Genomic DNA, 12,511 nt, shown 5'->3' with positions numbered 1-12,511 from the left:
AGTGTTGGATGAGACTAGGCGGCAAACGGGCACTGGTCACCGGCGGCTCGGACGGGATCGGGCTGGCAATCGCCGAGGCTTTCTTGCGCGAAGGCGCGGACGTGCTGATCGTCGGCCGCGACGGCAAAAAACTCGACGCCGCCCGCAAGCAGCTCGGGGATAATGTCGACACGCTGTCGGCCGATTTGTCGGCCATTGCCGGCATCGATGCCGTGGTCGAGCATGCCAGGCGCGGCCCACCTGTCGATATCCTCGTCAATAATGCCGGCGTAGCGTTCCTTGTGCCGTTCGAGACCGTCAGCGAGGACCAGTTCCAGCAGTCATTCGCGCTCAACGTCACGGCGGTATTCTTTCTCACCCAACGGCTGTTGCCGCATCTCGCGCCGGGTGCGGCTTCGGTGATCAACATCTCGTCCTATTTCGCGCACAAGATGATCCCGAAGCGGCCGTCCAGCCTCTATTCGCTGTCGAAGGGCGCGCTCAATTCGCTGACCAAGTCGCTCGCCTTCGAGCTCGGGCCGCGCGGCATAAGGGTCAACGCGATCGCGCCCGGCACGGTCGACACAGCGATGCGGCGCAGGTCGATCGAAAACCTGCCTGAGGCCGCGCAAGCCGAGCTCAAGGCCTATGTCGAGCGCAGCTATCCGCTCGGCCGCATCGGCCGGACCAGCGACCTTGCCGGCATCGCGGTCTATCTCGCCAGCGACGAAGCGGCATGGACCAGCGGCGGAATCTTCGCCGTGGATGGAGGATACACGGCGGGGTAAGGTTGCGATCTCCCCCCTCGAGGGGGAGATGGCCGGCAGGCCAGAGGGGTCGTCTCGCGTGGAACACCAGCCTGTTCCGTCCGCTATGGGAGTTGCGTCAAGACCTGACCGCCCCCTTCTGTCGCCTTCGGCGACATCTCCCCCTCAAGTGGGGAGATTGCCAGCACCTTCAACCGATTTGCATTCCCGTCACCCGCAATCTCCGCTTGAAGGCATTTGTGCAACGCGATACGCCGTTTGCAAATTGCAAACCGGAGAGACTTCGTGAGCGCGCCAGAGACCAGAACCGAAACCGACACGTTCGGTCCCATCGAGGTCGCCGCCGACCGCTATTGGGGCGCGCAGGCGCAGCGTTCGCTTGCCAATTTCAAGATCGGCTGGGAGAAACAGCCGGCGTCGATCGTGCGGGCGCTGGGCATCGTCAAGCGGGCGGCAGCGGAGGCCAATATGGAGCTGAAGCGGCTCGATCCGGCGATCGGCAAGGCCATCATCGAGGCCTCGCAGGAGGTCATCGACGGCAAGCTGAACGAGCATTTCCCGCTGGTCGTCTGGCAGACAGGCTCAGGCACCCAGTCCAACATGAACGCCAATGAGGTGATTTCCAACCGGGCGATCGAGCTTTTGGGCGGCGTCATGGGATCGAAGAAGCCGGTGCATCCCAACGACCACGTCAACATGAGCCAGTCGTCGAACGACACCTATCCGACGGCCATGCACATCGCCTGCGCCGAGCGCATCACTCACGACCTGCTACCGGCGCTAAGACATTTGCATACGGCACTCGAGGCCAAGACCAGGGCTTTCGCCCACATCGTCAAGATCGGCCGCACCCACACCCAGGACGCGACGCCGCTGACGCTTGGCCAGGAATTCTCCGGCTACGCGGCGCAGGTCGCCTCGTCGGTCAAGCGCATCGAAATGACCCTGCCCGGCCTGCAGGAGCTGGCGCAGGGCGGCACCGCGGTCGGCACCGGCCTCAATGCGCCGGTCGGTTTTGCCGAAAAGGTGGCGGCGCGCATCGCCGCGATCACCGGCATCGATTTCGTCACCGCGCCGAACAAGTTCGAGGCGCTGGCCGCCCATGATTCCATGGTCTTCTCGCACGGCGCCATCAATGCCTGCGCGGCGGCGCTGTTCAAGATCGCCAACGACATCCGCCTGCTCGGCTCCGGCCCGCGTTCGGGCCTCGGCGAATTGTCGCTGCCGGAAAACGAACCGGGCTCCTCGATCATGCCAGGCAAGGTCAATCCGACCCAATGCGAGGCGATGACGCAGGTTTGCGTGCAGGTGTTCGGCAACAATGCGGCGATCAGCTTCGCCGGCAGTCAGGGCCATTTCGAGCTCAACGTATACAATCCGCTGATGGCCTATTGTTTCCTGCAATCGGTACAGCTGCTGGCCGACGCTTCCGTGTCGTTCACCGACAATTGCGTCGTCGGCATCGAGGCCCGCGAAGACAACATCAAGGCAGCACTCGACCGTTCGCTGATGCTGGTGACGGCGCTTGCGCCGACGATCGGCTACGACAACGCCGCCAAGATCGCCAAGGCGGCGCACAAGAACGGCACCACGCTGCGCCAGGAAGCGCTGGCCACCGGGCTGGTCAGCGAAGCCGATTATGAGCGGCTGGTGCGGCCGGAGGACATGACGCATCCAGGCTAGGGCGTTGATATCCTGGATCTCAACACCCGTGTTGATCGCGAAAACGTTACCTTGGTGAACAATCCGTAACCAATCTGGCATCTTTGGTGAACAGTCGGCCTGCGCTAACTAGACGGGTATCCCAAGCCGTTTGGCCAAATCCTTCTGGAGAGTTACGCATGTCCACCAGCACGTCCGCCAATACTTCGTTTGCCGGTTCCGGCACCGCCGCCGGCGCCTCGGGCACGATCCTGCTCGGCCGCATCCTGCTTTCGGTCATCTTCCTGCTTTCGGGTTTCGGCAAGCTGACGGCGATTGCCGGCACCGCCGGCTATTTCGGCAGCCTTGGCCTGCCGCTGCCGATGGTGACCGCCATTGTCGTCGGCCTTATCGAACTGCTTGGCGGCCTGGCCATCCTCGTCGGCTTCCAGACCCGGATCGTCGGCTGGGTAATGGCGATTTTCACCGTCGCCACCGCGCTGGTCGCCCACACCGGCTGGGCCGATCAGATGCAGACGATCAATTTCATGAAGAACCTCGGCATTGCCGGCGGCTTCCTCGTGCTCGCCTCCTCGGGCCCAGGCGCGTATTCGATCGACGCCAAGCGCGGCTGAAGCAGTCCAGCATTTCCTGAACAAAAGGGGCGCGGAATTTTCCGCGCCCCTTTTTCGTTGTCGTTTGTGCCTGTCGGTCCGCTGACCGGAATTCTGCTAGGATCGGGCTCTTGGCCACCCGGCCGACAACGGAGGTTACCATGCCCCGCAATGCGCTGCTTTTGCTTTCCCGACTGCTGTTCGCCGCACTGTTCGTGCCGTCCGGCTTCCACGCGCTGACCGACATTGCCGGCACGACCGGCTATTTCGCCGGCCTTGGCCTGCCGCTGCCGACGCTGGCTGCCTGGGGCACCGGGCTGTTCGAACTGATCGCCGGGCTGCTCATCCTCGTCGGCTTCAAGACGCCGATCGTGGCGCTGCTGCTCGCCGCCTTTTGCGTCGCGACAGCGTTCATCGGCCACTATGGCCAGGGCGGCGGCGATCCGACGCTGACCTTCATGCATTCGCAGATGCTGATGAAGGACATCGCGATATCAGGCGGTTTTCTGGCGCTGGCGATGGCTGGCGCGGGTGCATGGTCGGCCGACGGCCGGATGGCTGCAGGGACTGGCTAAGCTGCCGCCCGGCTCGGCTCATTTGCTGTCGAGAAAGACGAACTCCGCAAGCCTGGTTATGTTTATGGGCTGAGAGAGGAAGCCCCCATGCCCCATTCGGCCGACGCTGATGGTCAGGCAAACCTGTCTGCTTTGTACCGCGATCGGCAACCATTCATATCCATATTGATCTGCCCCCTTGGGGGAGTAGCTCCGAAGATTGCTGTCAATCGCGACATACAGGTAGTTGCGCAGTTGGATCAGGCTTGCCCTCTTAACGTATGGCAACAGGTCGATTCGGCCCGCGACAGGCTCAAGAAAGTTGCCGAGGGGCTGATGAACGGACACGGTTCGATCGACAGCGCCAGGACAGAGATTAACGTCCGCATAAAACGTGTTCATCGAAATCGATCTTTGAAATTTGATCATTTCGTCGCTTATTCTAAATACAAAATAGTTTATCTTTTGTCCGCTTTTAGGTTTTAGAAAACCTGTGAGCAAATTGAACAGTGTTTTTCCGTCTGCGGCTTTTGGATAACTCTTGTCAAACTCAAACGCGCCTTTTGCAGCAACGGAAACCTTGGAAACCGTCTGAGCTCTGGCCGCGTCGAAAATCAACAATGGCAGGATGGAAAGCAGCAGCAGGATTTGACTGGATTTCACGATCTTCTCCCAAGCGTGGAGCTCGCAGCGAATTGCCACATGCAATTGGCGTCGTGCCTGAAACTACTTCACTGAAACGCTAGGCCCGCCCTCGACCGCCAGCACCAGCCGACGGTTGGTGACCCTTGCCAGTTGTGCCAGCCGGCCGGCGGGCCGCTCGCCGTAAAGATCGGCCAGCGCTGCCGGCAGCACCAGCGCCAGCACGCCATTGCCGCGGTTTTCCCATTTCAGTCGCGACATGACGCCGGGCATTGCCGCCGTCAGGAGATAGACGACGCGCAGCAGCGCCGCCAGCACGCGGGCCCGTTCGAGATAGCGCGGTGTCGCCAGTCCGCGGATTTCCGGAGCGGCTTCATTGAACACGCCCTCGTGGCGAAACAGGCTGACAAGCGCCAGGAAGGCGCGGCCGGGATGATCGACGCCGATGAAGGAGGCGTGGGCGATGATGTTGAGCGATTGCTTGCCGCGATATTCGGGATGGGCACGCCAGCCGATATCGGCGAGCAGGCAGGCGGCGTGGCGGTAGCGCGCCTCATCCCTGGTCTCGTCGATGCCGAAGGCGGCGAACGCCTTGCCGGTCCACTCGACAAGCTCATGCGCGTGGTCGACCGAGCGCGAGCGCAGGCGGGCAAGCTCTTCCGCCGCCGAGATCAGCGGATCGGCTTTCTGCTCGGCCTTGTCGAGCAGCGAATAGAGAAAGCCCTCGCGCACGCCCAGCGCCGACACGATGATCTTCGACGGCTGCATCGCCGCCATGATCTCCTGCAGCACGATGGCGCCATAGGGCAGCAGCGAGCGGCGGTTCTTGGAGATGCCCTCGATGCCTTTGATCTTGTCGATCTCGGCCTTAGCAACCTGCCGGAGGAAGTTCGCGGCGCTTTCGATGCCGATCTCGTAATGGTGCATGACGCCTAGCGGGTAGTTGGTCATTTCCATGTGTAGCCGGGCGAGATTTCGCCAGGTGCCGCCGACCGTGTAGAACGCCCTGCCCTGCCCGCCCTTCAGCAATTTCGCCCGCGCCAGTTGCTCGCGCGTGATCCTTGCCGCCTGGGTCAGGGAGTTCTTCGCCATGTCCTGCAGGCGCAAGCCGCCCAATGGCAGCGTGATGCCGTCACCGATCGTCTCACCGTCGATGTCGATCAGTTCGAGGCTGCCGCCGCCAAGGTCGCCGGCGATGCCGTTGGCCGGGTGGAAACCGGAGATGACGCCGAGCGCCGAATAATGGGCTTCCTCGCGGCCGCTCAGCACCTGGATCTCGGTCTTGAGCACATCCTCGGCGCGGTGGATGAAGTCGGGGCCGTTGACCGCCTCGCGAGCGGCGGCGGTCGCCAGCACATACATGCGCTCGGCGCCGGCCTGGTCGGAGAGCGCGCGGAAGCGGCGAAACTCTTCCATCGAGCGCGTCACCGCCTCGGGATCGAGCTTTCCGGTCGAAACGATGCCGCGGCCGAGGCCGGCCAGCATCTTTTCGTTGAACAGCAAGGTCGGCGAACGCGCCAGCCCCTCATAGATGACAAGACGGATCGAGTTCGATCCGATATCGATGATGGACAGCGGTCGGCGGTCCTGAAGCCGGCCCTGGGACGCTGAAATCATCAGCCCGTCGCTGCGTTCTGTTTCTTGCGGCGCTTGAACTGCGCGATGCGCTTGGGCGCATGCGACTTCAACGCATCGCCCCGTCCGGACAGGCTCGGATTGGTCATGAAATATTCCTGCGCGTTGAACGGTTCCTCGCCCTCCTCCAGCACAACGCGCCGGGAGGTTCCGTCAGCCAATACGTCGAAACTTTGCTGGTTGTCCATGATGTTGCCGAGCATGATCTGGCCGAGCACCTGCTCATGCACAGTTGGATTGGTGATCGGCACCATGGTCTCGACGCGGCGGTCGAGATTGCGCGGCATCAGATCGGCCGAGGAGATATAGACGATCGCCCCGTCCGAGGGCAGGCCGTGGCCGTTGCCGAAGCAATAGATGCGGCTGTGCTCGAGGAAACGGCCGACGATCGACTTCACCCTAATGTTCTCCGATAGGCCGGGCACCTGCGGTCTCAGGCAGCAGATGCCGCGCACGACGAGATCGATCTCGACGCCGGCGCGGCTGGCATCGTAGAGCGCATCGATGACGATCGGGTCGACCAAGGCGTTCATCTTCATCCAGATGCGGGCCGGCCTGCCCTCCAGCGCGTGGCTGATCTCATCCGAAATGTGCTGGAGGATGCGGTCGCGCAGCGTAAACGGCGAGATGGCCAGCCGCATCTGCTCGGCCGGCTCGGCATAGCCGGTGATGAAGTTGAACAGCTGGGCGACATCGCGCGCGATCGTCGGATCGGTGGTGAAGAAGGACAGGTCGGTGTAGATGCGTGCCGTGACCGGGTGGTAGTTGCCGGTGCCCAGATGCACGTAATTGCGCAGCCTGCCATCCTCGCGGCGCACCACCAGCGACATCTTCGCATGGGTCTTCAGTTCGAGAAAGCCGAAGACGACCTGGACGCCGGCGCGCTCGAGGTCGCGGGCCCAGCGGATGTTGGCTTCCTCGTCGAAACGCGCCTTGAGCTCGACTAGCGCGGTCACCGACTTGCCGGCCTCGGCGGCGTCGACCAAAGCGCGTACGATCGGGCTGTCGTTGGAGGTGCGATAGAGCGTCTGCTTGATCGCCACCACTTCCGGATCGGCCATTGCCTGGCGCAGGAACTGCACCACGACGTCGAAGGATTCGTAGGGGTGGTGGACGATGATGTCCTTCTCGCGGATCGCGGCAAAACAATCGCCGCCATGCTCGCGGATGCGCTCGGGGAAGCGCGGATTGTAGGGCGTGAACTTCAGATCGTCGCGGGCGACGGCGACGATCTCCGAGATCTGGCTGAGCGCCAGCGGACCGGTGAGCACGCTGATCCGGCTTGCCGAAACGCCAAGCTCGCCGGCGACGAAGTCGCGCAATTCGGGCGGCATCAGCCGGTCGAACTCGATCCGGATGACCGAGCCGCGGCGTCGCCGCTTCAGCGCCGTCTCGAACAGCCGCACCAGATCCTCTGATTCTTCCTCGACCTCGATATCGCTGTCGCGGATGATGCGGAATGTGCCGGAGCCCTTGACCTCATAGCCGGGGAACAGCTTGCCGATATAGAGACTGACCGCCTCTTCAAGTGGAATGAAGCGGACATGATGCTTGCGATCCGGCAAACGGATGAAGCGCCTCAGCGCCACCGGCAGGCGCAGAAGCGCGCTCATTTCCTCGCCGTTCTTGCGATGGCGCAATTGCAGCGCCATCGAGAAACCGAGATTGGGAATGAACGGAAACGGATGCGCCGGGTCGATCGACAGCGGCGTCAGGACCGGAAATACCTGCTCCTGGAAATGGTCCTCGAGCCAGGTCTTCTCGTCCTTGGTCAGCGCATCGCGGGTGATGCTTTCGATGCCTTGTTTGTCGAGCAGCAGCATCAGCGCCGAAAGGCTGTTCTGCTGGTCCTCCTGCAGGCGCTCGACCTCGCGCAGCAATTGTTCGAGCTGCTGCTCGGGAGTGCGCCCATCCGGGCTCTTCAGCACGATGCCTTCGCGCACCTGGCCGGCAAGACCGGCGACGCGGACCATGAAGAACTCGTCGAGGTTGGCGGCCGATATCGACAGGAAGCGAACACGCTCGAGCAGCGGATGGTTGGCGTTCAGCGACTCTTCGAGCACGCGCCGGTTGAATTGCAGCCAGGAAAACTCGCGATTGACGAAGCGATCGGGATTGCCGCCTTCGGGGCTCGCCGCCTCGACGGTGATGAATTCGTTCTGCACCGGCTTCAGTTCGTTCATGGTTCCCGCTCTTCCCACACCGTTCGACGAGCACAGCCTTAACCGGCTTAACTTATCCTCTGACAGGCTTTTGCGACAGTTTCATTTCATCGATCTTGCAAAGAGACGGGTTATGATCCAGATGCAATCGACAAGATCAGGAGACGACGATGGCAGGCGGTTCCATTCCCCATTTCCAGAACGATGCGGGCTATCCGGCAATCGACATCGGCGTCAAGGAATTCATGTGCACCGGCGCCAATCCGCCTTTCGACCATCCGCATGTATTTCTCGACATGGGCGACGACAATGAAAAGGTCTGCCCCTATTGCTCGACGCTCTATCGCTATTCGCCGAAACTGAAGGCATTGGAAACGCAGCCGCCGGGCTGCCTCTATATCGACCAGGCCGCCTGATTCTTCCGCGACAAGCCTGATGCAGGAAACGCAGTCCCGGCAGGTGGTCATCGCCGGGGCGGGCGTCGCCGGGCTGACCGCGGCACTGGCCTTCGCCGAGCGCGGCTATCGGGTAAAACTGTTCGAACAGGCGCAGCACCTCGAGGCTGCCGGCGCCGGTATCCAGCTTTCGCCCAACGCGACGCGCATCCTACGGCAGCTCGGCGTACTCGATCGGCTGCTGCCGACGTCGGTGCGCCCGGAGGCGGTCGTGCTCAAGGATGCCGCCACGCTGCGCAAGCTGGCGCGCGTACCGCTTGGCCAGGCGGCCGAAACGCGCTGGGGAGCGCCCTATCTCGTTGCCCACCGCGCGGATCTGCAGTCAGCGCTGATGCAGCGGATAGCCGAGCGGCCCGAGATCGAGCTTGTCACCGGTGCCCGCGTCGGCGGCGTCGCAACCGGACCGAATGGCATCACCGCAACAGTCGAGATTGCCGGCACGACCATCGAAACCGAAGCATCGTTGCTGGTCGGAGCCGATGGCGTCTGGTCGTCGGTGCGAGAAAAACTGGCCCGCAAGGCGGCCGAATTCGGCAGAAGCCGATTCTCGGGCGAGCTTGCCTGGCGCGCCACGGTGGCCGCGGACAGCCTTGCCGGACAAGCCTTCAGGGCGATCGGTGCGCCCGATTGCGTTACCGCATTCCTCCATCCAGGCTTCCATATGGTCGCCTATCCGGTCAGCCGTGGCACTGTCTTCAACCTCGCGGCCTTCACCAAGGGCAAGCGCATCGCCGAGGGCTGGTCAGGGCATGCCGACCCCGCCAGCCTCGCCAGCGCCATGCGTGGCGCCGCGCCGGCGCTGGTCCGCCTGGCGAACGAGGCCGCGCCGTGGACGGCATGGCCGATCCACATAGTCGAGCAGCGGCGGTGGACGACGCCGGAAGGCATCGCGCTGACCGGCGATGCGGCGCACGCGATGACGCCGTTTGCCGCACAGGGCGCGGCGATGGCGATCGAAGACGCGGTAACCCTTGCCGGCTTCATTGCGGCCTCCACAGCCGATCTTGAGGGGGCGCTTGCCGCCTGGGAACAGGCGCGGCGGCCGCGCGTCGCCCAGGTCGCCCGCCGCGGCGCCGTCAATCGCCTCGCCTGGCATGCGGCCGGGCCGGTGGCGATGGCCCGCAACCTGTTCCTGGCGATGCGCTCGCCCGAAAAACTCGCCGCCGATCTCGACTGGCTCTACGGCTGGCGGGCGTAGGACGTTCGGCGGTCCTAAGTCGCCCGGTCAATTGTAAAGCCGCATCGACAGGCCGAGCGATGCCGGCAGCGGGTTCCACCAGCCGGTGCGCAGCCCGGCGATGCGCAGTGCCGCCGCCGCCCAGGTGTTGCAGCCGACCAGCGCGTTGAAACGGCCATTGCCTTCGAAGAAACGATCGAAACGGGAATACGCCGCATTCTCGATCGGCATGGCCCCGCTCGGTCCCTGCCGGAAGCTTCCCGCAATGTAATCGAGCAGCGCCGTAAACCGCTCCTCGCCGATGTCGAAGCCGGTGACGTCGGGATGCGGCTCGGCGATTTCGCCTGAAATGTCGACATGCATCACCGAGGCATCGACGGTCAGCGCCTTCATCACCGGCACTGCCTTCAGTTCCGACCAGGTCGGCGTCTCGAGATAGAAGGCGCGGCCGCCCCAGCCGAAGACTATGTAGCGGACCTCCGCCACGTCTGCTGGAATGCCGGCATCGACCAGGAAATGGAAGCGCCGGCGCACATCGTCGTCGACCGGGATGGCGATGTCGGTGTGGATCGGATTTTGCAGCACCAGGATACGGTGGCTTGTGCCGATCGGATCGGCAACGGCCGCCGGCCAGAGCGGGCGCGGCAGCAGCGTGCCCAGCGCCACCGCAAGGACTGCTGCAACGACCAGCAGGCCAAGAAAACGGGCAAGCTTCTTCATGGGAAAGGCATAGAACAAGCAATGCTCAAGGTGAAGCCCCTCCGAACGTTGCACAGCTGAGCTTGACGCGTATCCTCCCCGGGAGGATATGCTCAAGCATGTCAGATCACCTCCACGCCTCGCATCCTTCCATCATAAAGCGCCTGAAGCGCGCGCAAGGCCACCTTGCGGCGGTGCTGGCGATGATCGAGGCGCATCGCCCTTGCGTTGACCTGGCGCAGCAGCTTCATGCCGTCGAAAGGGCCATCAGCAGCGCCAAGCGCGAGCTGATCAACGATCACATCGAGCATTGCCTGACGGACAGCGTGGAAACCGGCGGCAACTCGCTGGCGGAACTCAAGCAGCTGGCGAAATATCTATGAATGCCATCGTAGTCCGCATTCTGGACTGGCTCGGGTTCGGCTCGCACGCCGCACATCATCACGGCGATCACGGTCCGCACGGTCACAGCCATGGCGTCATCGACGCGACAATTGCCACCACCGACCGGGGCATCTGGGCAATCAAATGGTCGTTCGTGATCCTGGCCATCACCGCGGCATTGCAGATGGTCGTGGTTGCGTTGTCGGGGAGCGTGGCATTGCTGGCCGACACGATCCATAACATCGGCGACGCGACCACGGCGATCCCGCTCTGGATTGCGTTCGTTCTGGCGCGGCGCAAGCCGTCGCGGATCTTCACGTATGGCTTGGGCCGGGTCGAGGATCTGGCCGGCATCATCATCGTGCTCATCATCCTGTTCAGCGCTGTAGTCGCTGCCTACCAAGCCATCGACAGGCTGATCAATCCACAAGCGGTGACACACCTGGGCTGGCTGACTGCGGCGGGCATTGTCGGCTTCCTCGGCAACGAGGCGGTTGCCGTGTTCCGTATCCGCGTCGGCCGCGAAATCAACAGCGCGGCACTGATTGCCGACGGCTACCACGCCCGCACAGATGGACTTACCAGCCTTGCCGTGGTCATCGGAGCCATCGGCGTCTGGTTTGGCTTTTCCTTGGCCGATCCGATCGTCGGCCTGCTGATCACGATTGCGATCTTCGGTATCGTCTGGCAATCGGCCCGCTCGGTGCTGACCCGCATGCTGGATGGAATCGAACCCGGTGTGATAGACGAAATCCGACATGCCGCCGAGCATGTTCCGGGCGCGCGCATTGTCGATGCCAAGGCGCGCTGGATCGGTCATAGATTGCACGCCGACATCGCAATTGCCGCGGACGAAACCCTGCCGCTGTCGGCGGCCAACAAGATCGCCGCAGCGCTGAAGGACGAACTATCCCAGCATATACCGGCCCTGGCTGAGGCGAATGTGCGGTTTTCAACGGAACGTGGAGAGAACGACCATCCTCACGAGCACACGCACGACCACGGCCACATGCACTGACGCTCGCCGATTTTCTGCTAGTCTCGTCCGATGTTCCAGACGCTCGTCGAATTTCAGCGCACGATCTATCTGACGCTCGGCGAACAGATCAAGCTGCTTGCGGCCGGAGGCAATTGGCTGGCGTTCATGGCCTTCCTGCCGATGGGCGTCGTGTTCGGGGCTGCCCATGCGCTGACGCCGGGGCACAGCAAGGCCGTCCTGGCGACTTATCTTGCCGGTTCGGATGCGAAGGTCTCGCGTGGTCTGCTCGTATCTATCACGCTATCGTTCACGCATGTGACGATTGCCGTTCTGATTGCGGCTCTCTCGCTGCCACTGGTCTCAATAGCATTGGGCAGCGTCGGCCGCGCTCCGCTTCTGGAGCACATCAGTCGCGGGCTGCTCGGCCTCATTGGCGTCTGGATGATCTGGCGCGCGTTGAGCCACAGCCATCATCACAGGCACGAGGGCGAGGCTGTCGGCGTCACGGCAGGCCTGATCCCATGCCCGCTGACGCTTTTCGCGATGACTTTCGCAATGTCCAGGGGGGTTCCGGCGGCGGGCGCCCTGTTTGCCGTCACCATGATGGTCGGCGTGGCGCTGACGCTGTCCTGTGTCGCCGTGTTGTCGATCCTGTTTCGGGAACGGCTTGTACAGTTTTTCGCGCGCCAGCCACGGCTGTTCGAAACCATCTCCCGGGCCATCGAGGGCGGCGCCGGTCTCGCCCTTGCCGGCGTCGCTGTCTGGCAGATCACCTCAGCTTGAGAGAAAATTTGGCCCCAGCCACTGCATGGCGTCCGGGCCG

13 protein-coding genes are annotated in these 12,511 nt (G+C 63.0%); 9 read left to right on the top strand and 4 right to left on the bottom strand.

The annotated features are described in order from the left end of the window. The first annotated feature begins 8 nt into the window (after nt 1-8). The 4 genes from NKI72_RS06985 to NKI72_RS06970 all read left to right on the top strand — a co-directional run bounded on the left by NKI72_RS06985 (nt 9) and on the right by NKI72_RS06970 (nt 3,576). On the top strand, nt 9-767 hold the full coding sequence (locus NKI72_RS06985) for an SDR family NAD(P)-dependent oxidoreductase (protein ID WP_352831826.1): 759 nt from the start codon (nt 9-11) through the stop codon (nt 765-767). Between the two features lie 264 nt (nt 768-1,031). Next, nucleotides 1,032-2,429, top strand: coding sequence for a class II fumarate hydratase (gene fumC, locus NKI72_RS06980; protein ID WP_352588580.1), 1,398 nt, complete (start codon nt 1,032-1,034; stop codon nt 2,427-2,429). Between the two features lie 158 nt (nt 2,430-2,587). Then, nucleotides 2,588-3,022 carry a DoxX family protein gene (locus NKI72_RS06975; protein ID WP_352831828.1) on the top strand — a complete coding sequence of 145 codons (435 nt, stop codon included), beginning with the start codon at nt 2,588-2,590 and terminating at the stop codon, nt 3,020-3,022. Nucleotides 3,023-3,162: 140 nt separating this feature from the next. After that, complete coding sequence (locus NKI72_RS06970; RefSeq protein WP_352588583.1) at nt 3,163-3,576, top strand: DoxX family protein; 414 nt, start codon at nt 3,163-3,165, stop codon at nt 3,574-3,576. Nucleotides 3,577-3,594: 18 nt separating this feature from the next. Here the strand turns inward: NKI72_RS06970 and NKI72_RS06965 are convergent, their stop codons facing one another. The 3 genes from NKI72_RS06965 to NKI72_RS06955 form a co-directional block, all read right to left on the bottom strand. Then, the gene (locus tag NKI72_RS06965; protein ID WP_352588586.1) at nt 3,595-4,218 is read right to left on the bottom strand and encodes a hypothetical protein; all 624 of its coding nucleotides are present in this window, start codon (nt 4,216-4,218) and stop codon (nt 3,595-3,597) included. Nucleotides 4,219-4,281: 63 nt separating this feature from the next. Continuing rightward, the gene (ppx, locus tag NKI72_RS06960; protein ID WP_352831829.1) at nt 4,282-5,814 is read right to left on the bottom strand and encodes an exopolyphosphatase; all 1,533 of its coding nucleotides are present in this window, start codon (nt 5,812-5,814) and stop codon (nt 4,282-4,284) included. Continuing rightward, the gene (locus NKI72_RS06955) at nt 5,814-8,015 is read right to left on the bottom strand and encodes an RNA degradosome polyphosphate kinase (protein WP_352831831.1); all 2,202 of its coding nucleotides are present in this window, start codon (nt 8,013-8,015) and stop codon (nt 5,814-5,816) included. The genes ppx and NKI72_RS06955 overlap by 1 nt, the downstream gene beginning before the upstream one ends. Nucleotides 8,016-8,164: 149 nt before the next feature. On the opposite strand from NKI72_RS06955, the gene NKI72_RS06950 reads away from it, so the two are divergent. After that, nucleotides 8,165-8,410: a zinc-finger domain-containing protein gene (locus NKI72_RS06950; protein WP_254820632.1), complete on the top strand. Its 246-nt coding sequence runs from the start codon at nt 8,165-8,167 to the stop codon at nt 8,408-8,410. Nucleotides 8,411-8,429: 19 nt separating this feature from the next. Beyond that, complete coding sequence (locus NKI72_RS06945) at nt 8,430-9,647, top strand: FAD-dependent monooxygenase (RefSeq protein ID WP_352831833.1); 1,218 nt, start codon at nt 8,430-8,432, stop codon at nt 9,645-9,647. Nucleotides 9,648-9,674: 27 nt separating this feature from the next. Here NKI72_RS06945 and NKI72_RS06940 read toward each other — a convergent pair whose 3' ends face one another. Further along, the gene (locus tag NKI72_RS06940; protein ID WP_352831835.1) at nt 9,675-10,346 is read right to left on the bottom strand and encodes a TIGR02117 family protein; all 672 of its coding nucleotides are present in this window, start codon (nt 10,344-10,346) and stop codon (nt 9,675-9,677) included. A 98-nt stretch (nt 10,347-10,444) separates the two neighbouring features. On the opposite strand from NKI72_RS06940, the gene NKI72_RS06935 reads away from it, so the two are divergent. Genes NKI72_RS06935 through NKI72_RS06925 form a run of 3 tightly spaced genes read left to right on the top strand, consistent with a single transcriptional unit; the run spans nt 10,445 to nt 12,471 of the window. After that, nucleotides 10,445-10,708, top strand: coding sequence for a metal-sensing transcriptional repressor (locus NKI72_RS06935; protein ID WP_023719742.1), 264 nt, complete (start codon nt 10,445-10,447; stop codon nt 10,706-10,708). Then, a complete protein-coding gene (locus tag NKI72_RS06930; RefSeq protein WP_502898560.1) occupies nt 10,705-11,727 on the top strand; it encodes a cation diffusion facilitator family transporter in 1,023 nt (340 codons plus the stop codon). The genes NKI72_RS06935 and NKI72_RS06930 overlap by 4 nt, the downstream gene beginning before the upstream one ends. Nucleotides 11,728-11,757: 30 nt before the next feature. Further along, a complete protein-coding gene (locus NKI72_RS06925) occupies nt 11,758-12,471 on the top strand; it encodes a nickel/cobalt transporter (protein ID WP_352831836.1) in 714 nt (237 codons plus the stop codon). Nucleotides 12,472-12,511: the final 40 nt, after the last annotated feature.

This window comes from Mesorhizobium sp. M0437 (genome assembly GCF_040321335.1).
Lineage (GTDB): Bacteria > Pseudomonadota > Alphaproteobacteria > Rhizobiales > Rhizobiaceae > Mesorhizobium.
This window is presented reverse-complemented; position numbering and strand designations above follow the sequence as displayed.

Excerpts from the sequence above, each read along its gene's own strand:
- NKI72_RS06970 (WP_352588583.1), top strand. The coding sequence starts at position 3,163 with ATGCCCCGCAATGCGCTGCTTTTGCTTTCCCGACTGCTGTTCGCCGCA.
- NKI72_RS06930 (WP_502898560.1), top strand. The coding sequence starts at position 10,705 with ATGAATGCCATCGTAGTCCGCATTCTGGACTGGCTCGGGTTCGGCTCG.
- ppx (WP_352831829.1), bottom strand. The coding sequence starts at position 5,814 with ATGATTTCAGCGTCCCAGGGCCGGCTTCAGGACCGCCGACCGCTGTCC.
- NKI72_RS06925 (WP_352831836.1), top strand. The coding sequence starts at position 11,758 with ATGTTCCAGACGCTCGTCGAATTTCAGCGCACGATCTATCTGACGCTC.
- NKI72_RS06940 (WP_352831835.1), bottom strand. The coding sequence starts at position 10,346 with ATGAAGAAGCTTGCCCGTTTTCTTGGCCTGCTGGTCGTTGCAGCAGTC.
- NKI72_RS06975 (WP_352831828.1), top strand. The coding sequence starts at position 2,588 with ATGTCCACCAGCACGTCCGCCAATACTTCGTTTGCCGGTTCCGGCACC.
- NKI72_RS06950 (WP_254820632.1), top strand. The coding sequence starts at position 8,165 with ATGGCAGGCGGTTCCATTCCCCATTTCCAGAACGATGCGGGCTATCCG.
- NKI72_RS06945 (WP_352831833.1), top strand. The coding sequence starts at position 8,430 with ATGCAGGAAACGCAGTCCCGGCAGGTGGTCATCGCCGGGGCGGGCGTC.
- NKI72_RS06935 (WP_023719742.1), top strand. The coding sequence starts at position 10,445 with ATGTCAGATCACCTCCACGCCTCGCATCCTTCCATCATAAAGCGCCTG.
- NKI72_RS06985 (WP_352831826.1), top strand. The coding sequence starts at position 9 with ATGAGACTAGGCGGCAAACGGGCACTGGTCACCGGCGGCTCGGACGGG.
- NKI72_RS06955 (WP_352831831.1), bottom strand. The coding sequence starts at position 8,015 with ATGAACGAACTGAAGCCGGTGCAGAACGAATTCATCACCGTCGAGGCG.